The following is a 25,049-nucleotide window of genomic DNA, read 5'->3' on the forward strand; positions in this document are numbered from 1 at the left end:
GCCACCGACGGCGCCGCCACCAGCAACACAGCCACCGTCAGCATCACCGTCAACGCCGTCAACGATGCCCCAACCGCTGTCAACGACTCGGGTTCGACCAACCAGGGAATCGCGCTGAACGGGAATGTCCTGACCAACGACACCGACATCGACGGCAACACCCTCAGTGCAACCCTGGTGGCTGGACCCGCCCACGGCACCGTGGCGCTCAACAGCAACGGCAGCTTCACCTACACCCCCACCGCCAACTACAACGGCACCGACAGCTTCACCTACAAAGCCACCGACGGCACCGCCACCAGCAACACAGCCACCGTCAGCATCACCGTCATCGACAACGTCGCACCGACCGCGGTCGACATCCAGGCCACAAACGGCGGTGGACTGAACATCTCTGGGTACCTGGAGCAGGGGGACTCGATCACCTACACCTTCAGTGAGCCGATCAATCCCAATTCGATCCTTGCCGGATGGAACGGCACCACGACCAACGTGGTCGTGCGCGGCGACAACGGCGGCAGCAGCAACGACACGCTCCGGATCTACAACTCGAACAACACTGCCTTGCTGCCCCTGGGCACGATCGACTTGGGCCGAACCGACTTCATATACCAGATCGGCGGCAACGGCCCCATCACGTTCGGAGCCACCGGAACCGCTTCGACGATGACAATGAGCGGCAACACGATCACCATCGTGCTCGGCGATTACGACTCCCCAGCTTTCGGTGACTATCGGAACATCACCTTGGTTTTGACGAGCGGGTCGCTGAGGTGGTCGCCGTCGTCGGCAATCTCCGACCTCGCAGGCAACACGCTCTCGGGCGGCACGGCCAACGAGTCGGGGTCCTCCGACCGGGACTTCTGACACTGCAGGTGGACTGGGGGCGGTCAGGATGCTTGGACGCTGACACGCACCGTGACGTCCAGTGCGGTGAAGATCCGATCGGCTGCACACCCACTTCGGAGCGAGCGATCCAGCTGACGGTGGCGAGCCCGTCGTCGACAACGCGACTCACGGAAAAAGTGGACCTTTGGGACAACTGTCGAACCAAGCCATCGTTGATCGGATACTTCGTTCGGCCACTTCAGGGGAATGAATACATCACTCCTACGACAAACTCGTAAATATTCGTCGTCATAAGAGGATAAACACGCCGTATTGCACGGCGCTCCAATCATTTCCGCTCTGCTTCTTGTCAGCGGGTGACCTCGATGAGTTCGCCTTTGATCGCCCAGTGTGGACCGACTTGATCCGCGGCAAGCAACTCGCCGGCAACGCACCAGTGGTCTGCGGGGTCCCACTTGACGCTCTCTCGGTAGGGGGATACAAGCCGGGGTAGAACGCCGAGCACAGCGCGGCGTTGATCGAGCAGGTGCTTCTCGATCTCTGCGGGGTCTGCCGGAAGCACTGTCGCGATCCGTGCGACGACCTCAGGCAATACCGTTGTGTCGGCGTGGGCCTGGAAGGCGCTAATCACCCCGTCGAAAATGCCCTTCACCAGATTGCCCAATACGGGCTGACGCCCGTGCGGTGGCCGGACCTGGACTCTGACGGCGAACGGTGTCTCGGGCGCGCACGCCGGCTCAGCCAACTCGACTTGGCTCTGGGCCAGTGCCAGCCAGACCTGCGCCAACTTCTTCTCGCCTACGAAGTCACCCAGGTCGGTCCAGTCGAACGAAGCGAGCGTCCGCCCCTCCTGCCAGTGGGTGAAGCTGCCCGACCGCGGCACGAGTTCATACCGGTAGCAGAAGGAACGCTCCGCCCCATCGGGAGTCGGCGGCGCAACGGCGCCGTACTCGAAACGAATACCGTTGCGGCCAGCGGTCTTAAACGAGTCGATGTAGTAGAGCGCAAGGTTCTCGACGTCCGCGTTGGGAAGTTTGGGGCCGAAGAACGTGGCATGCAGCACCTGCCCAGCCGATGGAACGAGCTGTCCGCAACGACTCCGGATCTCGCTCCGTAAGTGCTCTTGCCAGCTGGGCCGGCGCTCGAAGCGGATGTAGTCATCGGCCCAAGCCTCGACCACAGGACTGTCCGTGGCCGGTCCGTGTATGAAGCAGCGCCCCTCGGGCATCGGAACTGCAACCGTAAGTGGGTCCGCACTAAACGGCACAGTCTTCGGACTCCCGCCATCATCGCGAATGGGCGCGGGCTCACCGGCGGCAGGTTTGTCACCACCCGAGGGGTACGCCCGGGGGCCGGCCGCTCGTTCGGTCTGCTTGGTTGAAGTGGGTTGTCCGCCGCCGCTGGCCGGGCGGCAAGTCCCACACGGGGAGATTGGCTGCCCTAGTATCTCGATCGCCCACTGTTCAAGTTCGGCGAGATCTTCCGCGCACACTTTCACGTACGGTCCGGTCCACGCGCTCCCAACAGGGATCTGACCAGAAATCGTCCGGCAGCTGGCATGGTGCACACGCGCATGCGTCGCGTTGTGGCTGCGCGCGATGTTGATGACGTAGCCCTCCGGGTGGGCGGCGAGCCAGGCCAGGTAGCCAGCTCCGTCGTCCCGGAACTCAATCAACCCTGTCATGACGCACCCATTTTGCCTTCGACGACTGACAACCGGGGTTTGGCCTCAGAGCGCCCGCAGCGGTACGCCGCAGCGCAGCGCTTATCACCTCACGCCGAGGGGCAACAATCAAGCCTCGGCGGTTGAGATATCACGGCAACGATGGTCGAAACCATCAGGACGTCGCCAGCAAACAAACTACGCACCAGCACGAGCCGCCCGACCAACCGATGAACCATCAGACACAGATCCTTCAACTATCGACGCAGCAGCACGCAACCCAACAAGACGGAGCGGGCGCGGAGTCGACACCGCATCAGCGACGGACCGCGGCCTTTCGGCCATGTTTGAAGTAGGCCATCTCCACGGCGTCTGCGCGCACGCCCTCGGCGGCAGCGACGCGGTGCGCGTGGTCGATCCACTTTGCATAGGTGGACGGTTCCCACGGGCCGTATCGCGGGATATCCCAATCATCAAGGTCTTTCAGTGCTAAAGCGACGAATTGGTCCAGGATCAAAGCTCGTCCGGGTTGATGGTCACAGGCGTCTGCGGCGTAGAGGAACTTGGTGAAGAACGACGGGCCGAGGTGTTTGAGGTAGTGCGGGTGCCCCCGCAGCATCGCGGTGTAGGCATCAACGGTGTGGCCGCGCTGCAGTAATTCGGCCGTCGCGCGCAGGGCCTCGTCCACACGCTGCGAGTCGTTGTCCCGGAACACCCGCGCCCGACGCCCGACGAGGAACGCCGAGGCACCGGTCCCCCAGACGTAGCCAGCGAGCAGTGCATGTGGCAAACCGTAAGTGGTCGCGGTGTCGAGGAGATCCGCTCTTGTGATCGTGCGGTAGCCGCGGTCACCGGCGGGCAGCTGTTCGAGGAAGGCGCCCCACTCTTCCGTGACCCTCGGCACCCACCATGTAGGCCGGAAGGAGAAGCCGTGAGCGAGAACTACATCCTCAGCGGGGAATTCCACCGCGTCTATTCGGCTTTTCTGCGCGCGTCACCGAAGCTCCATCGGATTGCCGCCGCCAGATTCGACACGTACTCGTCCTCTAGTTCGTCGTCGTGCTGGCGCAGGATCCACGACGGGTGCTTCGCGTTGTAAATGAACGGCACATCCTTGGAAAGCCGTCCGCGAGGAGCCTCGAAGGGATGCCCCGAGATGCGGGCCCGCGGGTAGAAGAACCTCAGCACGCGTTCGGCGTCGCGACCCAGCGTGATTACCAGGCGCGGTCGGACGATCTCGAGTTCGCGGTGCAGATATGGGGAGCAGTTGACGATCTCGTGCTGCTGCGACGCGCGGTTCTTCGGCGGGTGGCAGTGCACCGCGTTGCTGATGAACAGATTCTTCTTCTGTTGGCCCGCGCCCCTGATGCCCTCGTCGATCAGGCCGCCGCTGCCCTCGGTGAACGGAATCTGGGTCTTCATGCACTTCTCGCACAGGCTCTGCCCCACCAGCGCCACCGGTGAGGTCAAGCAGCCGTAGCCGGGAGCGGACGCGGTAACGCCGGCGATGTTCATTCCGTCGCAGCGCCTACAACGTTTGATCTCATCGTCGAGGGCAAGCTTGCGCATCCGCCGTGAATCGGCGGTGTCGCGCTCTACGGCGTTCGAATTCACCAACGAAAGTATAGGTAAGCCGACATCCTGACCGCCCGCCCCGTCCAACGGGTTCGATCTTGATCCTAGGCTTCTGCAAGCGGCAGGTAGAAATCAAAGTGGAGCTAAGGGGAATCGAACCCCTGACCTACTCGATGCGAACGAGTCGCGCTACCAACTGCGCCATAGCCCCTGATATCGCTAAGGAGGTTACCAGTCCCCCGCGCGGCTGCCGAAATCGCGCACTACTGACCGGCTGCGCGGGGCAGGTCGTAGTGCCGCGCGAATGCGACGTGCTCGAGGTGTTCGAACTCGGGGTCCTCGTCGTCGATCTCCAGGACCGCGGCACCGGGCCGGCGTAGCCGTGCCGGGGTGACGTCGAACTCCGGGTCGGCGGTGTTCTCCACTCCCAACCGAGACCGGGCGATGCGCTGCGCGCGACGGCGTCGCAGCTGCTCCTCGATGCGGGTCTGGCGGCGCAGATAGGCCAGGTAGAGCAGCGTCACGGTGGCTACCGCGCCGAAGGTCCACCACATGGTCGACGACCAGGTGAACGCCGCGACTGCGCTGGCCAGCAGCAGCACCCCCATCACCGACAGGGTCCGCGCCCGGAAACGGTACTTGCGGGCCGTCACGGCTTCGGCGGTGCTGGATTCGTGCCGGCGCCGACGGGCCGCGCTGATCGAGTCGGCGATGCGCAGATCGCCGTCCGAGGGCGCTTCCAGACCGGAGGAGTCGTCGACGTACTCGTACTCGTCGTCCTCGCCGGAATCGGCGCGCGCCGCTTGAACCCGAGCATCATCGGAGACGTCGGCGTCCTGGGATTCATCGGTGTCGTGGGAGTCATCGGTGTCGTGGGAGTCATCGGTGTCGTCGGAGTCATCGAACGCCAACTGGTCGGACTCGGCCGCCATCACGGGCTGCTCGACGGGCCTCGCCCGACCCGCGGGCAAGGCCTCCGAGTCCTCGACGACGTCGACGTCGAGATAGTCGGGCTCGTCCTGCGTCGCTTCGGCGGCCACCTTCACCACGGAGCGCTGCGGCGCCCGGGCGCCGTCGTCAGCACGAACGTCGGCGCGAGCGTCCTGGAGGTCGGCATCGACGTCGGCATCGATGTCCTCGTCGAGGTCGTCCTCGGACGGCCGCCAGTCCGGATCGCTGCGGTGCCCGGCCGCCGGTCCGCGCCGACGCAGCCGGACCGCGGTGCCGCTGTTGAGCACTCGGGTCGCCAGCGCGACGTCGCTGGTGCGTCGCACCGCGTCGCGCTTGCTGATCAGCATCGGCACCAGCACGAACAGCCAGAGCACGACGAGAGAAATCCAGAGAAGAGATTGGGGGATGCTTGGCATGGCGCCTGCTCCTTTCCCCATCAGGCTAGGTCTGTGACCAGCGCATCCGTGGGCGGCGCGCCGAGACAATTACACACCTGTAATTCACCGAGTACAAGCACCAACAGTCACATGTGTCACATCAGCAACAGAATCGACGTGGATCAGGTCCATGCGGCGCGACCGGCACGCACCAGCGTCGCCGCCACCGAGCCGTTCAACTCCTCGACCGTCAGCGCCACCAGCAGATGATCGCGCCAGGCGCCGTCGACTTCGAGGTAGCGCTTGAGCAGCCCTTCCTCCCGAAACCCCGCCTTTGCCAGCACCGCGCGGCTGGCGGCGTTCTCAGGTCTCACTGTGGCCTCGACCCGATGCAACATGACCGGCCCGAAGCAGTGGTCGAGGCCCAGCGCCAACGCCGCCGTCGCGACTCCCCCGCCGGTGACGCCGCTGGCCACCCAGTAGCCGATCCATGCCGAGCGCAGCGCGCCGTGCGTGACGTTGCCGATCGTCAGCTGACCGGCGAACTGACCGTCCAACTCGATCGCATACGGCAACATCCGTCCCCGCCGCGCCTCACCGCGCAGTCCCGAACACACCGACGGCCACGCGGAAACCGAATGCCGCACTTCCCAATCGAGTTCGGTGACCGGTTCCCACGGCTCGAGGTGGGCCCGATCGGCAAGCCGTGCGCGGCTCCACTGCGCGGCGTCCCGAAGCCGTATCGGACGCAGCTTCACCACCCCGGCCGCCACCCGCAGCGGGCCGGCGGGCAACGGCCATCCCGGATGCTGCGACCGCGAACTCCACAGGCTCATCACCACGCACCCGGCCGCGCGTCAGCCGCGCTGAGCCAGGAAGGCCACGTCGACGACCTCACCGGTACGGATCTGGTCGGCGTCGCTGGGCACCACCACCAGACAGTTAGCTTCAGCCAGCGTCGCCAGCAGATGCGACGACGCACCCGGTGCGCCGCCGAGCGCCTGAACCAGATATTCGCCGGTGTCCTGATCCCGCATCAGCTGCCCGCGCAGGAAACCCTTGCGGCCGGCCACCGACGTGATCGGTGACAGCGCCCGGGCCTGCACGATGCGACGCATCGGTTGCCGCTTGCCCAGGGACAACCTGATCAACGGCCGCACCATCATCTCGAACACCACCAGCGCGCTGACCGGATTGGCGGGCAGCAAGAAGACCGGCACACCGTCGGGACCGAGTTGACCGAATCCCTGCACCGAGCCGGGGTGCATCGCGATCCGAGCGACCTCCATCTCACCGAGCTCGCCGAGCACCGCGCGCACACCCTCGGCCGCGGCACCGCCGACCGCACCGGCGATCACGATGACCTCGGCGCGGTTGAGCTGGCCCTCGACGGTTTCGCGCAGTTGCTTGGGGTCGGTCGAGACGATGCCGACCCGGTTCACGTCGGCGCCGGCATCACGACCGGCGGCGGCGAGCGCGTAGGAGTTCACGTCGTAGACCTGACCGTTGCCCGGGGTACGGCTGATGTCGACGAGCTCACCGCCGACCGACATCACCGACAGGCGCGGCCGCGGGTGCACCAGTACGCGCTCCCTGCCGACCGCGGCGAGCAACCCGACCTGGGCGGCGCCGATGATCGTGCCGGCCCGGACCGCGACGTCACCGGGTTGAACGTCGTCGCCCGTGCGCCGCACATACGCCCCCGACCGCACGCCGCGCAGCACCCGGACCCGGGAGCTACCGCCGTCGGTCCAGCGCAGCGGCAGTACCGCGTCGGCGAGCGTCGGCATCGGCGCGCCGGTCTGGATCCGCGCCGCCTGACGGGGCTGCAGCCTGCTCGGGGTCCGCTCACCCGCTTCGATCAGACCCATCACCGGCAGGCTGATCTCGCCGTCGGCCGACGCCTCCTCATCCTCGTCGCCCTCGTCCTCCGGCGACCCGCGGAAACCGAGCACATCGACGCTGCGCACCGCGTAGCCGTCGATCGCAGCCTGATCGAAACCCGGCAGCGGACGCTCGGTGACCACCTCTTCGGCGCACATCAGGCCTTGGGCTTCGGCGATCGCCACCCGAACCGGGCGCGGTGCCACCGCAGCCGCGGCCACTCGAGCCTGCTGCTCCTCAACCGAACGCACAACATGCCTTTCTCACCTGAAGAGGCCCCTGGCCGGCGACGACCGGCCAGGGGCGGATGCGCTCGGCGCAGCAGCCGCTACTGCTCAGCCGACCCGGACGCGAGCCCCAGCCGTTCGATCAACCACCGGCGCAACTCCGGCCCGTAGTCGTCTCGTTCCAACGCAAAGTCAACCGCAGCCTTCAGGTACCCACCGGGATTTCCCAAATCGTGTCGAGATCCGCGGTGCACCACCACATGCACCGGGTGGCCCTCCTCGATCAGCAGCGCGATGGCATCGGTGAGCTGCAATTCGTTCCCCGCGCCGCGCGGAATCCGCCGCAACGCGTCGAAGATCGCCCGGTCGAGCACATATCGACCGGCCGCCGCATAGGGCGACGGCGCGTCCTCGGCCTTGGGCTTTTCCACCATGCCCTTGACCTTGAGGACATTGGGGTTGACCGCGTCGGGCACCGTCTCGACATCGAAGACGCCGTAGGCGCTGATGTCCTCGGGCGGAACCTCGATCGCGCACAGCACCGAACCGCCGCGCTTGGCGCGCACCTTGGACATGGTCTCGAGCACCCCGGTGGGGAGCACGAGATCGTCGGGCAACAGCACCGCGATCGCGTCCTCGTCGGGCGCGAGGCTGGCTTCGACACAGCTGACCGCATGGCCCAAGCCCAGCGGCTCGGCCTGCACGACGGACTCGACCTTGATCAGCGCGGGCGCGCGGCGCACCTTCTCGAGCATCGAATGCTTGCCGCGTGATTCCAGCGTCCCCTCGAGCACGAGGTCTTCGACGAAGTGCGCGACCACACCGTCCTTGCCCTCGGAGGTGATGACGATCAGCCGCTCAGCGCCGGCTTCGGCGGCTTCGGCGGCCACCAATTCGATACCAGGAGTGTCCACCACCGGCAGCAACTCTTTGGGCACCGTCTTGGTGGCGGGCAGGAAACGGGTTCCCAGCCCGGCAGCGGGCACGACCGCGGTGTGCGGAATAGGAACTTCAGGCCGATTCATCGTTCACACACTAACCTCTCTGCGTCTGTTGTTCTCTCCTTACCCGACCTGTCGAGGACTACGCAGTGCAAGCGACGAAATCACAGCTACGCAGCAGAATCGTGGCTGCCAGACGGCGGCTCGGCGCCGCTGAGCGCGAGCGGGAGGCGGGTGATCTGGCCCGGCACGCCGCGGAGTTGGTGCGGCCCGGCGAGACGGTGTGTGGCTATGTTCCGGTGGGGTCCGAACCGGGATCGCTGGCGCTGATCGACGTGCTGGTCGACCGCGGCGCCGTGGTGTTGTTGCCGGTGGCCCGCCGCGACGCCGGGAAGGTGCCGCAGCCGTTGACGTGGGGCCGCTACCGACGCGGCGAGCTGGTCGAGGCGCCCTTCGGCTTGCAGGAGCCCTCCCCGCCATGGCTGGCCGGCACCGCGGTGCGGGAGGCGACTGTGATCCTGGTGCCGGCGCTGGCGGTGGACCGGCGCGGCGCGCGACTCGGGCGGGGTGCCGGCTTCTACGACCGCACACTGGGACTGGCCGACCCGGCGGCCGCGTTGGTCGCGGTGGTCCGCGACGACGAGATCCTGGAGCGGTTGCCCGCCGAACCGCACGACGTGCCGATGACCCATGCGCTGACACCACGACGGGGGCTGGTGGAACTCGGGGAATCACCCGGCCCGCCTGGCGGTTCTAGCACTTAAGCAGGTAGAGTGCTAACAAGTTTGACTGTCTCGGAGGTTTTCGTGCCTACCTATTCCTATGCATGTACCGAATGCGACAACAAGTTCGATCAGGTGCAGGCCTTCACCGATGATGCGCTGACCGAATGCCCGCAGTGCAGCGGACGGCTGCGCAAGCTGTTCGGCAAGGTCGGCGTCGTGTTCAAGGGCAGCGGCTTCTACCGCACCGACAGCCGCGAAGACTCCAAGAAGAAGAGTTCCAGCAGCTCGGGCGGCAGCTCCTCCGAGTCGTCGACCTCCTCGTCGAGTTCGTCGGACTCGTCGTCGAGCAGTTCGTCCACCACGTCGGCGGGCAGCTCGTCGTCCAGCACGTCGTCGAGCAGCTCCTCGGCTCCCGCTGCAGCCGCATCCAGCTGACCCGAGTTATCCACAGCCGCTCCGTCGGGGGCAGACGCGATGAGACATCGCGCTCTAGCGTGATTTCGTGGGCGACTCACTGGACCCGTCGCCGCTGCACCGCCTGAGTCGAGTGCTGCGGCCCGACTGGGTGCGCACCACAGCTGCCCGGCGGATGCTCGCGGCCGGTCTCGTCATTCTGGCAGCGGTCGCAGCATTGCGTGACGATCCGGGCGGCCGGCAGACCGATGTCGTCGTCGCCGGCCGGGATCTGACTCCGGGCACCGAGCTGACTGCGGCCGATGTCGTGGTCGAGAAGCGCAACGCGGACGAGATTCCCGACGGATCAGTCGCCGGCCTCGACGCGACCGCCGGGGCCACACTGGCCGGGCCGGTGCGTCGCGGCGAGGTGCTCACCGATGTGCGATTGCTCGGTCCACACCTGGCCGACGCCGCAGCGGGGCCTGACGCGCGGATCGTGCCGCTGACGTTGGCCGACGCCGCGGTGCTGGATCTTCTCCGGCCGGGCGACGTCATCGACGTGGTCGCCGCCGCACCGGAGGCCGGCACCGAGCCCAGACTGATCGCCACCGGCGCGATCGTCGTGCTGGTGTCGGCCGAGACGACCGGCCTGGTCGGCGGCAGCGGCAACCGGGTCGTGCTGGTGGCGTTGCCTGCAACGGCCGCCAGGACCGTGGCCGCCGCGGCCCTGGTCGACGCCATCGGGGTCACGTTGCACTGAGCAACAACACGGCACTGGGCAACAACACGGCACTGGGCAACAACAGCGAACTGAGCAAGAAATGGCACAGGGGAACAACACCGCACTGACGAAAATGGCGCACTGACGACAACGTCCCAGACGAGAACGTGCACCGCCGAGAAACCCTGCACCGACGAAAAACCTTGCATCGACCAAAAACACTGCCGCCCCCGGTAATCCGGGGGCGGCAGTGGAAGCTTCAGATCAGATCACCAGTCACCGATGGGCGGGCCGACCGGGTACTCGCCCTCGAATGCCGAGGCGGTGCCGCCGACCACGGCCTTGACGCTGTCGCGAACCTCGCCGAACGCGTTGAGAATGCCGGCGTCAGCCAGCCGCGCCTCCGAGATGCCGCGGGCAACCCCGAAGTCGTTGATCCGGATGACCGAGTTCTCCGAGGCCTGACGGCTCGTCACGACCGGGCTGGGACCGACCTCGTCGACCTCGGCGCTGGCCGTACCGCTGCCCAGGCCGACGATCGCGGCGGCGGCGGCGAAGGAGCCCAAGCCCACCAGACCCAGCTTCTTCGAACTGCGAGTGAGGGCTCTGGCGTATCCGGCCATCAGCGTTCCCCTTTTATCAGTGAGGACGCGCGCGTCCTCGTGGCATATTCAGGCTTCAACAGACTAGCAGTGAATTCACAGCGCCGCGCGGTTAGTTTGCGTTCCTCCAGATCGTCAAGACCCCAGTTCAACCGGTGTTAAGACAGTGTTAAGCGGTGACGGCGCCCGGCCGGGTCGGCAGTGGCGAAACGGACGGCTCCCGCAGCCGGTTCAGCCGTGTTCTCGCCTGTGTCACCAAGCGTCGGCGACAAGGGTCGCCCGGCTTGACCGACTTCGTCGGTAACCGGATATGCAGGCGCTAACGTTCGAGATGTCCCGGCATCCCGGCCTGGCATTCACACGGACGAGAAGTGACACGGACGAGAAAGGCTGGCGCCATGCTGAAGGGCTTCAAGGAGTTCATCTCCCGCGGAAATGTGATCGATCTGGCCGTCGCGGTGGTCATCGGCGCGGCATTCACCGGCTTGGTCACCGCCTTCACCGAGAACGTGATCCAGCCACTGGTCGACCGGATCGGCGCCGGCCCGGAAGCGGAGTACGGCATCTTGCGGATCCCGTTGGGCGGCGAACAGTTCGTCGACCTGAACGCGGTGCTGTCGGCGGCCATCAATTTTCTCATCGTGGCAGCGGTCATCTATTTCGTGATCGTGGTGCCGTTCAAGAAGCTCAGGGAGCGTGACGTGAAGGTGGAGTCGACCGAGACCGAACTGACCCTGCTGACCGAGATCCGCGACCTGTTGCGCAACGGCGCCGACGGTGACGCCGCCGCGGCACTGCGCGGCGGAGAGTCGCCAGAGGCCCGGGAGGGCCGCCACGCCACACCCGAGTGACCGACCCGCCAACCGGTCATCTCATCGTCCACGCCTTGCCGTAGGTCGTGACACTGTCGCCGGCGGAGGAGACGAGCCGCGCGAAGGGACGCAGCACCACCCCGCCGGCCGCGCCGGTGATGGCGCCGTGCGCGTTGGAGATCGCCACGATTCCGCCCGGCCCGCCGACCTCGACCGAGATCGTCGCCGCTTCGAGGATCCCGGGCCCGTTGCCCAGGTCCACCGAGATCGACACGGCCGGGAGCAGCGGGGGCGTGTAGATGCGGTCGGCGAGGTTCTCGTCGATCCCCCAGCCGCCGAAGGTGATGTTGGGTGAGGAGTACGCGAAGTCGACCGCGGTCCCCAGCGCCCACGGGAAGCCGACTTGGTAACCGAGCTCGAGGGTGCCGGTGAATTCGTGGGCGCCGTCGCCGATCACCAGGTACGCGGCGCGACCGGAGTGGAACCATTCGCGGGTCAGCCGGTTGCGATCCAGCGGGGACACCCCGTCGAGGAATGTGTCCCGCTGTTGCACGGTCAGAGTCCGGCCGAGACCGTCGACCAGGCTGACGGCGTCGTCGAGCTCCGCGCGCGAGATACCCGAACCGGCGAACAGCGCCGCGCAGGCGCCGGCGATCGCCGTGAGGATCCGGGTGATCGCTCTCATGGAACAAAGAGCTTCTCAGATCTTCCGCGCTCGGCAGACACTCTTGCCGATCTTGTTCATCCCGACCGGCCGGCGTGGCCCATGGCCAAGTGTCAGTTCATGTTCCACGGTTCGCCGTAGGTGGTGACGCTGTCGCCGGCCGCTGAGATGAGCCGCGCGTAGGGGCGCAGCAGCACACCGCCGGCAGCGCCGGTGACGGTGCCGTGTGCGTTGGACACCGCGACAGATCCCCCGGGGCCGGTGACGTCGACGGAGAACGTCGCGACCTCCTGGATGCCGGGGCCGTTGCCCAGGTCGGCCGCGATGGACACCCCCGGCAGCAGCGGTGGGGTCACGATGCTGTCTCCCAGGCCGAGGAACGGGTCGTCATCTTGGGGTCCGAACCCGAAACCGTCATAGGCGATGTTCGGGGTGGTGTAGCTGAAGTTGATCCCCACCCCGAGCGACCACGGGAAGCCCACCTGGTAGCCCAGCTCCAGGGTGCCCTCGAAGTCCTCGGCGCCCTCACCGCTGACGGTGTAGGTCGCTTTTCCGGAGTGGAACCACTCCCGGGTCAGCCGGTTGCGGTCGAGCGGAAAGACACCGTTGAGGAAGGTGTCCCACTGCTGGATCGTCAACGTGCGTCCCTGCCCGTCGACCAAACTCAGCTGATTGTCGAGTCCGGCGTGGGACGTGCCTGCGCTCACGAACACCGCCGAGATGGCCAGTAGCAGCGCGGTCAATGCCCTACAGAATGTCTTCATTTCTCTCCAAGTGGTCACACAGCTTGTCCGGAAAATGGGCCCAGCCCCCGGCAGATGCCGAGGGCTGGTTCGGGTCGAGCGAGTGGTGCGGGGGAATCAGGGCGGACGGGTGGCGCCACTGCCACCGGACGGGGAGATCAGCCGCATGTCGCGGCGAACGGGGAGCCGCGGCGGGCACTCCAGGATGTCTTCATCACCTTGGAAGTGACCTCACAGTTTGTCCCCGAAAAGGCGTTAGCCCCCGGCAGGTGCCGAGGGCTAACGCGAAGTTACTACGTGATCAGTTCATGTTCCACGGTTCGCCGTAGGTGGTGACGCTGTCACCGGTCGACGAGATCAGCCGTGCGAACGGACGCAGCAGCACACCGCCGGCAGCGCCGGTGACGGTGCCATGGGCGTTGGACACGGCGACCGAGCCACCGGGGCCCTCGACGTCCACGGAGAAGGTCGCGACCTCCTGGATGCCGGGGCCGTTGCCCAGGTCAGCCGAGATCGAGACGCCCGGGAACAGCGGCGGGGTCACGATGCTGTCGCCGAAGCCCAGCAGCGGGTCCGCGAAGTCCAGGCCGTAACCGTCGAACGCGATGTTGGGGGTGGTGTAGCTGAAGTTGATGCCGACGCCCAGCGACCACGGGAAGCCGACCTGGTAGCCGAGCTCCATGGTGCCCTCGAAGTCGTCCGCACCTTCACCAGCCACGATGTAGGTCGCCTTGCCGGAGTGGAACCACTCGCGGGTCAGGCGGTTGCGGTCGAGGGGAAAGACGCCATTGAGGAACGTGTCCCACTGCTGGATCGTCAACGTCCGACCCTGGCCGTCGACCAAGCTCAGCTCATTGTCCAGCCCGGCGTGAGAGGTGCCAGTGCTCACGAACAAAGCCGCGATGGATGCGACCATCGCGATCAGCACCCGACTGATTGCCTTCATGATCTCCCTTGTTGTCTAGGTCGGAACCCCCGGGCGGGGTACCGATTGTCCGTGCCTGGCTCTACCGCTACACCACACACTTCGCAAGGCGAACATGTGAGCGGAATTAGAAGACCCACATGCCGTTCTTACGAATCACTCATCGTTGACACGAGGAACATAACGGGGAGGCTTCGGACCGGCAACGCGTAGAGGCGGTGGTGTCGGACGACTCCACGAATTGCATGTCGTTTGCTGACGTCTCCCCGACAGCTGGCCGAACCCCCTCCACGCGACGACGGGGAGTGGCCGAAGAAACCGTCGCTGATCCTGACCCCGCATCTGGCTATTCGGAAACGAAGTCTCGAGTGTTACTGGAGATACTGACGAGGTTTTTTGCGAACTCACAGGTCAGTCATGGTGCGGCGGGACGTTGTCCCGCAGCCACCGCTCGTGACCGTCCTCGCCGTCCGGCGCCGCGGGGTCACGTTCGTCGCTCGTCGTCTCCGGCAGCGAATCCCCGAAGATGTTGTTAACTGCAATTCGCGAGTGCTTCGAAGGTTGCGACACGGCTCAACATTCCTGTGACGAACATCACAACGAGATCCAGATTGGAGTTCACCTGCTCGTAACTTCGCAGGTGAGGAAGTCGGCTTCCCAGCCCCTAGACAAACGGATGGGAGGAAGCCGACGCGGCTTCCTCCCACCATACCTTCAGCGAGTGGTACTCGATTAGATCTCCAAACTGGATAGCTGCGCGATGACCTGCGCGGCCAGCGGCCCCAGGGTGGCCATCCCGTCGCGCACCGCCGCACGTGAACCCGCGAGGTTCACGACCAGGGTGCTGCCGGAGATACCGGCCAGCCCGCGGGACACACCCGCGTCGACGATGCCCGCGGACAACCCGGATGCGCGCAGCGCTTCGGAGATGCCCAGCAACTCGCGGTCGAGAAGGTCGCGAGTGGCCTCGGGGGTGACGTCACGCGGGGTCACGCCCGTCCCCCCGACCGACACCACCAGGTCGACGCCGCCGATGACCGCGGTGTTCAAGGCATTGCGGATCTCGACCTCATCCGAGGAGACCACGACGACCCCATCGACCATGAACCCGGCCTCGCCGAGCAACTCCGTGACCAACGGACCACTGTGGTCCTCTTCATCACCGTGGGCGGTGCGGTCATCGACGACGATGACCAGGGCCCGGCCGACCAACGTATGAGCCTGTTCCATGGGCACAACCGTATAACTCGGCCCGGACAGCGGCGCAGCCACACGGAGCAGGCGGTCGGCCGGATCGGCGGACAACGTCACTGGGCTGCCCTGCCGAGGGTGACCTGCACGGTCTGGGAGCGGCCGGACGGGTCGACGTAGGTCAGCGTCACGGTGTCACCGGGGGCCTTCGACCGCACCGCCGCGACCAACGCGTCGGCGCTGCCGATGACCCGGTCGTCGAGCTTGGTGACCACGACGCCGTTGGGCAGACCGGCCGCCGAGGCGGCGCCGCCGGAGGTGACCTCGACGATCTTCGCGCCGTCGATGCCGGCGTCATTGCCCACCTGCACACCCAGCGAGGCGCGCGAAGCCGTGCCGGTCTGGATCAGTTCGTCGGCGATCCGCTTGGCTTGGTCGACCGGGATGGCGAAGCCGAGCCCGATCGAGCCGCCCTGCGCACCGCCGGCGTCCGCACCCAGCGTGGCGATCGCCGAGTTGATGCCGACCAGTTCGCCGTTCATGTTGACCAGCGCGCCGCCGGAGTTGCCCGGGTTGATCGCGGCGTCGGTCTGGATGGCGTCGAGCACGGTGTTCTGGTTCTGCGCGTCACCGCCGGCGGCCACCGGACGGTTCAGGGCGCTGATGATGCCGGTGGTCACCGTGCCCTCCAACCCGAGAGGCGAACCGATGGCCACGACGTCCTGGCCCACCTTGAGCTCGGCCGAGGAGCCCACGGTGATGGGGGTCAGGCCGGACACGTTCTCGGCACGCACCACCGCGATGTCACTGCCGGGATCCGTTCCGACGACGGTGAACGGGGCACTGCTGCCGTCGGCGAAGGTCACCTTGGTCTCCGCGCCGGACGACGCGGCCTGCGCGGCAGCCACCACGTGGTTGTTGGTCAGGATCAGACCGTCGGTCGACAGGATCACTCCGGAGCCTTCCTCGGACGCGCGACCACGATCCACCTCGAGCTTGACCACGCTCGGCACGACCTTCAGCGCAACCTGTTCGACCGACCCGGCGGGCACGCTGGCCGCAGGCACGCTGGGCGCTGCGCCCGTGGCACTGATGCCGGTGCTGTGGTCGGGGTGCACGAGCATCGCGACACCGCCGCCGACCCCGCCGGACAGCAGCGCCAGAGCGACGGCTCCGACGGCCAGACCCGTCCCGCGGGAGCGCTTGCGCGGTGTGTGCGGTGGTGTCGACCCGTCCGGACGCGGATACTGCCCGGGGCCCTGCGGCATCGGGACGCCCCGGTAGGGGTCATTGCGGTAGGTGTCACTGCGGTAGGCGTCATTGCGGTAGGACTCGTACTGCGAGCGGAACGCCTGGCGCTGCTGCTCGGTCGCGTAACGCCAGTCGTAGGGCTGCTGGGGCCCGACCTGTCCGGGCGGCACTGATCCGTGCATACCGGGTCGCGGTCCCTGGTTCGGGTTCTGCGGGTACCTCGGGTATTCGGTCATGTCGCTGCGATGCTCTTCCTGAAGTAGGTGTCTTCGCCTGGATCAACGAAGGGATGACGCCTACAGTGCCCACCCGGGCTGAGAATCCACTTAGAGAACACTCGGCGCACCCCTAGACTTCTGCCCCACCATCCTCGCTGGTGACACGCGTCACGGAAGGGTCAGTGGCGGCGTGTCGTCACTTCGTCAGATGACAGTTCGGTATCGGCGGCCGCCGGCCGACCGGGCAGCACCACGTGTATCGCCGTGCCCGGCGGCTGCCCGCCCGGCACGGTGTCCTCGACCCGTAGCGAGCCGCCGTGCTTGAGCACCACCTGCTGCACGATCGCCAGTCCCAGACCGGATCCCGGCATCGCGCGCGCGGAGGCCGACCGGTAGAACCGCTCGAAGATCAACCCCCGCTCCATCGGCGGAATCCCCGGCCCCTGATCGGCGACGACCAGTTCGGCGTGCTGCGAATCGATCTGCCGGAGGCTGACCGCGACCCGCCCACCCGGTGGGCTCCACTTCGCCGCGTTGTCGAGCAGGTTGAGCACCGCGCGCGCCAACCCCGCGGCGTCCCCGTAGACCCGCCACGGGCTGGTCGTCACGTCGAACTCGATGTCGTTGCGGCGCCGACGAACCCGCTCGAGCGAACGGTCGATCACCTCAGACATCTCGACGATCTCGTGGATCACGCCTCCGGCGTCCTCGCGGGTGAGGTCCACCAGATCGCCCACCAGAGTGGACAGTTCCTCGATCTGGCCGAGTACGTCGGCGCGCAGATCGGCCATCTCATCCTCGGGCAGCCGGGGCCTGCCCGGCTCCATGGACACCATGAGCAACTCGACGTTGGTGCGCAACGACGTCAACGGCGTGCGCAATTCGTGCCCGGCGTCGGTGACCAGGCGGGCCTGCCGCTCGCGTGACTCGGCGAGCGCGCGCAACATCATGTTGAAAGCCTCGGTCAGACGGGCGAGTTCGTCGCTGCCGAACACCGGGATCGGACGCAGGTCGTCGGTCCTGGCCACTCGTTCGGCCGCCTGCGTCAGCCGGGCGACGGGCCGCAGCCCGGCACTGGCGACCATGCCGCCGGCGATGGCCGCCACCGCCACCCCGATCCCGCCGACGATCAGCAGCACCGTGGTCAGCCGTCGCAGGACCTGGTTGGTCGGTTCCAGACTCTTGGAGATGACCAGTGCCCTGTCGTTACTCAACCGGATGGCCAACACGCGCTGCTGGTCCACGGTGCGCAGCGACATCCGCAGCTTGCCGTCGATGACACCTTGCTCCGGAGGGCCCACCGGCAGCGTCTGACCCGTCTGGGTCGCGGTGTATCTCATCTGGCCGGGGATCACCAGCATGGCGTTGACGTCGGAGTAGGCCGTGCCTTCGATGGCCTTGCCCGGGTCGACCTCCAACGACCCGCTCTCGATCAGCAGCTTCACCCGGCTCTGCAACTGGTTGTCGAGGTCGTCGTAGAGCGCGCGCGCCACCACCGCATACACGGCGAAGGCCATCAACACCACCGCCATGACCACCATCGACATGGCGAGCAGCATCACGCGCCAGCGCAGTGACACCGAGCGGGTGACGGGCACCGGCGCCGGGGCGCCCGGCCAGGGGGTCATCGGCTGGCCGTTCGTCACGGGGGTGTCTCCCGGAGCACGTAACCCACCCCGCGCACGGTGTGTATCAGGCGCGGCTCGCCCTCGGCTTCGGTCTTGCGCCGCAGGTAGCCGACGTACACCTCCAGGGCGTTGCCCGAGGTCGGGAAGTCGAAGCCCCACACCTCCTCGAGGATGCGGCTGCGCGTCAGCACCCGGCGCGGGTTGGCGATCAGCATCTCCAACAGCGCGAACTCGGTGCGGGTCAGACTGATCGGCCGGTCGCCGCGCGTCACCTCGCGGGTCACCGGGTCCAGCGTCAGATCGGAGAACGTCAGCGCCGCCGACTCGACACCCTCGTCCGGGCCGGTCCGGCGTAGCAGGGCGCGCATCCGCGCGAGCAGTTCCTCCAGCGCGAAGGGCTTGGGGAGGTAGTCGTCGGCGCCGGCGTCGAGGCCGGCGACCCGCTCGGACACCGAGTCACGGGCGGTCAACACGAGGATCGGCAGATCGTCGCCCGTGCTGCGGAGCTGACGGCACACCTCGAGGCCGTCCAGGCGCGGCATCATCACATCGAGCACCAGGGCGTCCGGCCGATCACTGGCGATCAGATCGAGCGCCTCGCGGCCGTCCTGCGCCAACTCCACGGAGTAACCGTTGAACGACAGGGACCTTCGGAGGGACTCGCGCACCGCGCGATCGTCATCAACGACAAGAATGCGCACCGCCACAGTGTCAACCCCGCGTCTGAGAGTGACCTGAGAGGCGCGCCGAGGGACTAGCGGCGGTCGAGATCAATCAGTCCCAGGCGGGCGGCCTTGAGCAGACGGCGCGGCACCTTGTGCTGCTGACCGGCGACGGTCACCGTGACCAGTCCGGTCGGCGTGGCCTTCCACTGCGCGCGCCGGCTACGGGTGTTCGCGCGCGACATCCTGCGCTTGGGCACAGCCATGATCAAGCTCTCCTCAGATATGGGGTGGCACTGCAGGCACGCCTGGACCTACCCGGCGCCGGCAATTGGTCACCAGGATAGCCGTTGGGCTGGGCGGGCTCCAAACTGCGGCGACGCGGGGACCGGACAGGGGCCGTCACCGGCGCAGACGTCGACACGGCCCGCTCTCGATGATCGAACGGTCAGCCGTCCATGCCGAGGCCGCCCGGAGGCATGCCGCAGCGGGCCCGGAAGTCGGTCATCGGCTGGCGAATGGCCTGCAGTTCAGCCTGGACCTGCGGGTTGGCCGACATGTAGTCCTGCATGTAGGCCGAACGCTCCTCACCGGACATATCGGTCATCGTGGACAGCTCGGCGTTGACCTCCGGATGGGTGAACAGATACGCCGACATCCCGGCGGACACACCGGAGAGGACCCCGGACATGTCGGCCAGGGTGCAGTTGGGCGGCTCGGCGGCTGCGGTCGCGGCGCTGCCCAGCAGCGCGGCACCGGCGATCGCCACGACGCCGGCAGAACGGACGATGAAGGACATACCCACTCCTCTTTCAGGTGTTCGAGTCATCTGTGTGCAGAATTGCAGAAAATTCAGTTGTCGGCGAGAGCCGGGTTGGGGGTCAGGAAGCCGCCGCCGAACTCGGGATCGTCGCGCTCGCTTCGTCCCGTGACCACGAGATCGAGACCGGTGTCGCAGTACGACATGAGGTCACACATCACGTCGGATTGCGGGAACGGCATCACCGGGCTCGCGCTGAGACCGCCGGGGACAGCAGCGTTGGCCGCCGTCGCGGACAACAGTGCGGCGGCACATGCCCCCGCCACCACAATCGGCACTGCGCGGTGTAGGACCTTCCGCATCGTTCTCCCTCCTGACCGGTCGACATCATCGTTGGTCCGGATGTCGATCCCCCAAGAGGCCACACGCATCTCGAGATGGCTCCCCGAAATCGCAACGATCCGGCGCCGCGGCCGGCCGGTGCGCGCACAACTGCGACTCCACCACCACGGCGAAATTTCGCTGTGCACTGACCGGGCGCGCGAGCGCAAGCCTACCCGAGTCCACGCCTCGGCGGGCCGAGACGATGCAGCCTTGCCGCGCAGGTCAGAGGCCATTGTTCTTCGCTGTCCGGATAGCGGCCCGGACAGGATTTGCCAAGGGGTTGACTCGGTACCGTCGGTAAGAAGTAACCTACCGGTTGGTTGGGCGAGCATCCGGCCTGTGGGTTCACAAGGGAGTGCGCGTGGCGTCAGCGGTCCGCATCGGAAACTGTTCGGGCTTCTACGGCGACCGCCTGTCGGCCATGCACGAGATGCTGACCGGCGGCGAACTCGACTACCTCACAGGTGATTACCTGGCCGAGCTGACGATGCTGATCCTGGGCCGCGACCGGATGAAGAACCCGGAACGCGGCTACGCCAAGACGTTCCTGCGCCAGCTCGAAGAATGCCTCGGACTCGCGCGAGACCGCCAGGTGCGCATCGTCGCCAACGCGGGCGGCCTCAATCCAGCCGGATTAGCTGACGCGATCCGGACGCTGGCCGACACCCTGGGCGTTCCTGCCACCGTCGCACACGTCGAAGGTGACGATCTGCTGCCCCGCGCCGACGAACTCGGTCTGGGCGCCCCGCTCACCGCCAACGCCTACCTCGGCGCGTGGGGCATCGTGGAGTGTCTCGACAGCGGCGCCGACATCGTCGTGACCGGTCGGGTCACCGACGCCTCGGTCATCGTCGGTCCGGCCGCCGCACACTTCGGCTGGCAACCCACCGACCATGACCGGATCGCCGGCGCCATCGCCGCCGGACACGTCATCGAGTGCGGCACCCAGGCCACCGGCGGCAACTACGCGTTCTTCACCGAACTCGGCGACCTCACCCATCCCGGCTTCCCGATCGCCGAGATCCACGCCGACGGCTCGTCGGTGATCACCAAGCACCCCGGCACGGGCGGCGCCGTGACCGTCGGCACCGTGACCGCGCAGCTGCTCTACGAGATCGCGGGGGCCCGCTACGCCAATCCTGACGCGACGCTGCGGGTGGACAGCATCACGCTGACCGACGAGGGCGAGGACCGAGTGCGGCTCAGCGGGGTGCGCGGTGAGCCGCCGCCACCGACGGTGAAAGTGTCGCTCAACAGCCTGGGCGGCTTCCGCAACGAGGTGACGTTCGTGCTCACCGGTTTGGACATCGACGCCAAAGCCGCCCTGGTGCGGCGGCAGCTCGAGGCCGGCCTGACCGCCAGCCCGGCGGAACTGGAATGGACGCTGGCGCGCACCGACCACCCCGACGCGGACACCGAACAGACCGCGAGCGCGCTGTTGCGCTGCGTGGCCAGGGATCCCGACGCCGCGACGGTCGGCCGCCGCTTCTCGTCCGCGGCTGTCGAGCTGGCCCTGGCCAGCTATCCGGGATTCACGAGCACCGCCCCGCCCGGCGACGGTCAGGTCTACGGGGTGTTCACCGCGGCCTACGTGCCGGCCGACAAGCTCACCCACGTCGCCGTGCACGCCGATGGCACCCGCGTCGACATCCCAGCTACCACCGACACCCAGGAACTGGCACCGGTGCCGGAGCCGGCCGCACCGCCCGCCCGGCCCGAAGGGAAGACCCGGCGGATGCCGCTGGGCCTCATCGCCGGAGCGCGCAGCGGCGACAAAGGGGGCAGCGCCAACGTCGGACTATGGGTCCGCACCGACGAGCAGTGGGAGTGGCTGGCGAACACGCTCACGGTGGATGCGCTGCGCGAGCTGCTACCCGAGGCAACCGACCTGCCGATCACCCGCTACCTGCTGCCCAACCTGCGCGCGGTGAACTTCGTCATCGACGACATCCTCGGCCAGGGCGTGGCGTACCAGGCCCGTTTCGATCCCCAGGCCAAGGGCCTGGGGGAATGGCTGCGCAGCCGATATGTCGACATCCCTGTCGACCTATGTGACACACCAGAGGAGTTGCTGCCGTGAGCATCTGGACCACACCCGAGCGCGACGACCTCCGGAAGACGGTGCGCGCCTTCGCTGAACGCGAGGTCCTCCCCCACGTCACCGAGTGGGAACACACCGGCGAGCTGCCGCGCGAGTTGCACCGTAAGGCCGCGGCGGCGGGGCTGCTCGGCGCCGGGTTCCCGGAATCGGTGGGCGGCGAGGGCGGGGACGGGGCCGACGCCGTGGTGATCTGCGAGGAGATGCACCAGGCAGGCGCCCCCGGTGGAGTGTTCGCGTCGCTGTTCACCTGCGGTATCGCGGTGCCCCACATGATCGCCTCCGGCGACGAGCACCTGATCGACACCTATGTGCGACCGACCCTGCGCGGGGAGAAGATCGGCTCGCTCGCGATCACCGAACCGGGCGGCGGATCCGACGTCGGGCACCTGACCACCCGAGCCGCCAGAGAGGGTGACGAGTACATCCTCAACGGCGCCAAGACCTACATCACCTCCGGGGTGCGCTCCGACTACGTCGTCACCGCTGCGCGCACCGGCGGGCCGGGTGCCGCCGGGGTGTCACTGATCGTCGTCGACAAGGGCACCCCCGGATTCGAGGTCAGCCGCAAGCTCGACAAGATGGGCTGGCGGTCCTCCGACACCGCCGAACTGTCCTACACCGATGTGCGCGTGCCGTCCGCCAATCTCGTGGGCGCCGAGAACACCGGTTTCCTCCAGATCGCCGCCGCCTTCGTCTCCGAGCGGGTCGGCCTTGCCGCACAGGCATATTCGAGTGCGCAACGCTGCCTCGACCTGACCGTCGACTGGTGCCGCAACCGCGAGACGTTCGGCAAGCCGCTGATCGCGCGCCAGTCGGTGCAGAACACGCTGGCCGAGATGGCGAGGCGCATCGACGTGGCCCGGGTCTACACCCGCAACGTCGTCGAGCGGCAGCTCAGCGGGGACGTGGATCTGATCACCGAGGTGTGCTTCGCCAAGAACACCGCCGTCGAGGCCGGCGAGTGGGTGGCCAACCAGGCGGTCCAGCTGTTCGGCGGGATGGGGTACATGGCCGAGTCGGAGATCGAGCGGCAGTACCGCGACATGCGAATACTCGGCATCGGCGGCGGCACAACGGAAATCCTCACCGGCCTGGCCGCCAAGACGCTGGGATACCAGGCATGACCGCACCGACCGGCGCAGCGGCCCTGCGGTCGACGATCGACCCGCGCTCGACGGCGTTCACCGAGGCCGCCGCGGCGATGACGGCCAAGATCGCCGAGTTGGAGGCCGAACACGCCAAGGCGCTCGACGGCGGCGGCGAGAAGTACGTCGCCCGACACCACGCCCGCGGCAAGATGACCGCCCGTGAACGCATCGAAGCGCTGGTGGATCCGGACTCGCCGTTTCTGGAGCTGAGCCCGTTGGCGGCGTGGGGCACCGATTTCACCGTCGGCGCCAGCGTCGTGGTCGGCATCGGGGCGGTCAGCGGCGTCGAATGTCTGCTGGTCGCCAACGACCCCACCGTCAAGGGCGGCACCTCCAATCCGTGGACACTGCGCAAGATCCTGCGGGCCAACCAGATCGCATTAGAGAACCGGTTGCCGGTGATCTCGCTGGTGGAGTCCGGCGGCGCCGACCTACCCACCCAGAAGGAGATCTTCATCCCGGGTGGTCGGATGTTCCGGGACCTCACCCGGCTCTCGGCGGCCGGGATCCCGACCGTCGCCATCGTCTTCGGCAACTCGACCGCCGGCGGCGCCTACATTCCCGGCATGTCGGACCACGTGGTGATGATCAAGGAACGGTCGAAGGTGTTCCTGGCCGGACCGCCGCTGGTCAAGATGGCCACGGGTGAGGAATCCGATGACGAGTCCCTCGGCGGCGCCGAGATGCATGCCAGGACCTCCGGGCTGGGCGACTACTTCGCCGTCGACGAACTCGACGCGCTGCGCATCGGCCGACGCATCGTCGCCCGGTTGAACTGGCGCAAGGCGGGCCCGGCGCCAGGCCCGTTCACCGAGCCGCTGTTCGATCCCGCAGAGCTGATCGGCATCGTGCCGCCGGACCTGCGTATCCCGTTCGACCCGCGCGATGTGATCGCACGCATCGTCGACGGCTCGGAGTTCGACGAGTTCAAGCCTCTCTACGGCGGTTCGCTGGTGACCGGGTGGGCGACGCTGCACGGCTATCCGCTGGGCATCCTGGCCAATGCGCGCGGCGTGCTGTTCAGTGAGGAGTCCCAGAAGGCCACCCAGTTCATCCAGCTGGCCAACCGCTCCGACACGCCACTGTTGTTCCTGCACAACACGACCGGCTACATGGTCGGCAAGGCGTATGAGGAGGGCGGAATGATCAAGCACGGCTCGATGATGATCAACGCCGTCTCCAACTCGACGGTGCCGCACATCTCGCTGCTGATCGGGGCCTCCTATGGAGCCGGGCACTACGGCATGTGCGGACGCGCCTACGATCCCCGGTTCCTGTTCGCCTGGCCCAGCGCGAAGTCGGCGGTGATGGGCGGCACGCAGCTGGCCGGGGTGCTGTCCATCGTCAGCCGCGCGGCAGCCGAGGCCCGCGGCCAGCAGGTCGACGAGGACGCCGACGCGGCGCTGAAAGCCGCGGTGGAGGCCCAGATCGAGGCCGAGTCGTTGCCGATGTTCCTGTCGGGCCGGCTCTACGACGACGGGGTCATCGACCCCCGCGACACGCGCACCGTGCTCGGCATGTGCTTGTCGGCCATCGCCAACGCGCCGATCGAGGGGACGTCGAACTTCGGCGTCTTCCGGATGTGATGACCGTGAATCGGGCGCGCAACGCGACACTAAGGGTGCAGAAACGCGCCGAATTCGCCGGAGGA

27 protein-coding genes and 1 tRNA gene are annotated in these 25,049 nt (G+C 67.1%); 8 read left to right on the forward strand and 20 right to left on the reverse strand.

Annotated features, from left to right (window positions below):
- Positions 1-867: Ig-like domain-containing protein (locus J3476_RS06260; RefSeq protein WP_207065643.1), on the forward strand; the 867-nt coding region annotated here is incomplete at its 5' end.
- A 331-nt stretch (positions 868-1,198) separates the two neighbouring features.
- Here the strand turns inward: J3476_RS06260 and J3476_RS06265 are convergent.
- The 8 genes from J3476_RS06265 to J3476_RS06300 all read right to left on the reverse strand — a co-directional run bounded on the left by J3476_RS06265 (position 1,199) and on the right by J3476_RS06300 (position 8,551).
- Positions 1,199-2,029 carry a hypothetical protein gene (locus tag J3476_RS06265; protein WP_207065644.1) on the reverse strand — a complete coding sequence of 277 codons (831 nt, stop codon included), beginning with the start codon at positions 2,027-2,029 and terminating at the stop codon, positions 1,199-1,201.
- Positions 2,030-2,828: 799 nt separating this feature from the next.
- A complete protein-coding gene (locus J3476_RS06270) occupies positions 2,829-3,416 on the reverse strand; it encodes a hypothetical protein (RefSeq protein ID WP_207065645.1) in 588 nt (195 codons plus the stop codon).
- A 68-nt stretch (positions 3,417-3,484) separates the two neighbouring features.
- Positions 3,485-4,126 (reverse strand): uracil-DNA glycosylase family protein, encoded by a 642-nt coding sequence (locus tag J3476_RS06275; protein ID WP_307726971.1) that lies wholly within the window; start codon positions 4,124-4,126, stop codon positions 3,485-3,487.
- Positions 4,127-4,225: 99 nt separating this feature from the next.
- Positions 4,226-4,298 (reverse strand) — tRNA-Ala (locus J3476_RS06280).
- 52 nt (positions 4,299-4,350) lie between these two features.
- On the reverse strand, positions 4,351-5,454 hold the full coding sequence (glpR, locus tag J3476_RS06285; RefSeq protein WP_207065646.1) for a gephyrin-like molybdotransferase receptor GlpR: 1,104 nt from the start codon (positions 5,452-5,454) through the stop codon (positions 4,351-4,353).
- 143 nt (positions 5,455-5,597) lie between these two features.
- On the reverse strand, positions 5,598-6,251 hold the full coding sequence (locus J3476_RS06290) for a GNAT family N-acetyltransferase (protein ID WP_152518499.1): 654 nt from the start codon (positions 6,249-6,251) through the stop codon (positions 5,598-5,600).
- Between the two features lie 21 nt (positions 6,252-6,272).
- Entirely contained in the window at positions 6,273-7,550 is a 1,278-nt protein-coding gene (gene glp, locus J3476_RS06295; protein WP_207065647.1) for a gephyrin-like molybdotransferase Glp, read from the reverse strand.
- 77 nt (positions 7,551-7,627) lie between these two features.
- Entirely contained in the window at positions 7,628-8,551 is a 924-nt protein-coding gene (locus J3476_RS06300; protein WP_207065648.1) for a UTP--glucose-1-phosphate uridylyltransferase, read from the reverse strand.
- 65 nt (positions 8,552-8,616) lie between these two features.
- Between J3476_RS06300 and J3476_RS06305 the strand changes: the two genes are divergently transcribed.
- The 3 genes from J3476_RS06305 (at position 8,617) to J3476_RS06315 (ending at position 10,348) form a co-directional block, all read left to right on the forward strand.
- Complete coding sequence (locus J3476_RS06305; protein WP_207065649.1) at positions 8,617-9,231, forward strand: 5-formyltetrahydrofolate cyclo-ligase; 615 nt, start codon at positions 8,617-8,619, stop codon at positions 9,229-9,231.
- A 42-nt stretch (positions 9,232-9,273) separates the two neighbouring features.
- Positions 9,274-9,627: an FmdB family zinc ribbon protein gene (locus tag J3476_RS06310; RefSeq protein WP_207065650.1), complete on the forward strand. Its 354-nt coding sequence runs from the start codon at positions 9,274-9,276 to the stop codon at positions 9,625-9,627.
- A 67-nt stretch (positions 9,628-9,694) separates the two neighbouring features.
- Positions 9,695-10,348: an SAF domain-containing protein gene (locus J3476_RS06315; protein WP_207065651.1), complete on the forward strand. Its 654-nt coding sequence runs from the start codon at positions 9,695-9,697 to the stop codon at positions 10,346-10,348.
- 230 nt (positions 10,349-10,578) lie between these two features.
- Here the strand turns inward: J3476_RS06315 and J3476_RS06320 are convergent, their stop codons facing one another.
- Positions 10,579-10,932, reverse strand: coding sequence for a hypothetical protein (locus tag J3476_RS06320; protein WP_207065652.1), 354 nt, complete (start codon positions 10,930-10,932; stop codon positions 10,579-10,581).
- A gap of 377 nt (positions 10,933-11,309) precedes the next feature.
- On the opposite strand from J3476_RS06320, the gene mscL reads away from it, so the two are divergent.
- Positions 11,310-11,762: a large-conductance mechanosensitive channel protein MscL gene (gene mscL / locus J3476_RS06325; protein WP_286182665.1), complete on the forward strand. Its 453-nt coding sequence runs from the start codon at positions 11,310-11,312 to the stop codon at positions 11,760-11,762.
- 16 nt (positions 11,763-11,778) lie between these two features.
- Here mscL and J3476_RS06330 read toward each other — a convergent pair whose 3' ends face one another.
- The 11 genes from J3476_RS06330 to J3476_RS06380 all read right to left on the reverse strand — a co-directional run bounded on the left by J3476_RS06330 (position 11,779) and on the right by J3476_RS06380 (position 20,127).
- Entirely contained in the window at positions 11,779-12,408 is a 630-nt protein-coding gene (locus tag J3476_RS06330; RefSeq protein WP_207065653.1) for an MspA family porin, read from the reverse strand.
- A 92-nt stretch (positions 12,409-12,500) separates the two neighbouring features.
- On the reverse strand, positions 12,501-13,151 hold the full coding sequence (locus J3476_RS06335) for an MspA family porin (RefSeq protein WP_207065654.1): 651 nt from the start codon (positions 13,149-13,151) through the stop codon (positions 12,501-12,503).
- 280 nt (positions 13,152-13,431) lie between these two features.
- Positions 13,432-14,076: an MspA family porin gene (locus J3476_RS06340; RefSeq protein ID WP_207065655.1), complete on the reverse strand. Its 645-nt coding sequence runs from the start codon at positions 14,074-14,076 to the stop codon at positions 13,432-13,434.
- Positions 14,077-14,466: 390 nt separating this feature from the next.
- Positions 14,467-14,625 carry a hypothetical protein gene (locus J3476_RS06345; RefSeq protein WP_207065656.1) on the reverse strand — a complete coding sequence of 53 codons (159 nt, stop codon included), beginning with the start codon at positions 14,623-14,625 and terminating at the stop codon, positions 14,467-14,469.
- Positions 14,626-14,787: 162 nt separating this feature from the next.
- Positions 14,788-15,285, reverse strand: a complete 498-nt coding sequence (locus tag J3476_RS06350; protein ID WP_163678671.1) for a molybdenum cofactor biosynthesis protein B — start codon at positions 15,283-15,285, stop codon at positions 14,788-14,790.
- A 77-nt stretch (positions 15,286-15,362) separates the two neighbouring features.
- Entirely contained in the window at positions 15,363-16,733 is a 1,371-nt protein-coding gene (locus J3476_RS06355; RefSeq protein WP_207065657.1) for a S1C family serine protease, read from the reverse strand.
- Positions 16,734-16,894: 161 nt separating this feature from the next.
- Positions 16,895-18,343, reverse strand: a complete 1,449-nt coding sequence (locus J3476_RS06360; RefSeq protein ID WP_207065697.1) for a HAMP domain-containing sensor histidine kinase — start codon at positions 18,341-18,343, stop codon at positions 16,895-16,897.
- A gap of 14 nt (positions 18,344-18,357) precedes the next feature.
- Positions 18,358-19,044 (reverse strand): response regulator transcription factor, encoded by a 687-nt coding sequence (locus J3476_RS06365; protein ID WP_207065658.1) that lies wholly within the window; start codon positions 19,042-19,044, stop codon positions 18,358-18,360.
- Between the two features lie 53 nt (positions 19,045-19,097).
- On the reverse strand, positions 19,098-19,271 hold the full coding sequence (rpmF, locus tag J3476_RS06370) for a 50S ribosomal protein L32 (protein ID WP_152518510.1): 174 nt from the start codon (positions 19,269-19,271) through the stop codon (positions 19,098-19,100).
- A 182-nt stretch (positions 19,272-19,453) separates the two neighbouring features.
- Entirely contained in the window at positions 19,454-19,804 is a 351-nt protein-coding gene (locus tag J3476_RS06375) for a heme-binding protein (RefSeq protein ID WP_207065659.1), read from the reverse strand.
- 53 nt (positions 19,805-19,857) lie between these two features.
- Positions 19,858-20,127, reverse strand: a complete 270-nt coding sequence (locus J3476_RS06380; protein WP_207065660.1) for a hypothetical protein — start codon at positions 20,125-20,127, stop codon at positions 19,858-19,860.
- Positions 20,128-20,510: 383 nt separating this feature from the next.
- Between J3476_RS06380 and J3476_RS06385 the strand changes: the two genes are divergently transcribed.
- Genes J3476_RS06385 through J3476_RS06395 form a run of 3 tightly spaced genes read left to right on the forward strand, consistent with a single transcriptional unit; the run spans position 20,511 to position 24,984 of the window.
- Complete coding sequence (locus tag J3476_RS06385; RefSeq protein WP_207065661.1) at positions 20,511-22,229, forward strand: acyclic terpene utilization AtuA family protein; 1,719 nt, start codon at positions 20,511-20,513, stop codon at positions 22,227-22,229.
- Entirely contained in the window at positions 22,226-23,374 is a 1,149-nt protein-coding gene (locus J3476_RS06390; RefSeq protein WP_207065662.1) for an acyl-CoA dehydrogenase family protein, read from the forward strand. The genes J3476_RS06385 and J3476_RS06390 overlap by 4 nt, the downstream gene beginning before the upstream one ends.
- Entirely contained in the window at positions 23,371-24,984 is a 1,614-nt protein-coding gene (locus J3476_RS06395) for a carboxyl transferase domain-containing protein (protein WP_207065663.1), read from the forward strand. Before J3476_RS06390 ends, J3476_RS06395 begins: the two co-directional genes overlap by 4 nt.
- The last annotated feature ends 65 nt before the right edge of the window (positions 24,985-25,049 follow it).

It is taken from the genome of Mycobacterium sp. PO1 (assembly GCF_017312405.1).
Taxonomy (GTDB): domain Bacteria; phylum Actinomycetota; class Actinomycetes; order Mycobacteriales; family Mycobacteriaceae; genus Mycobacterium.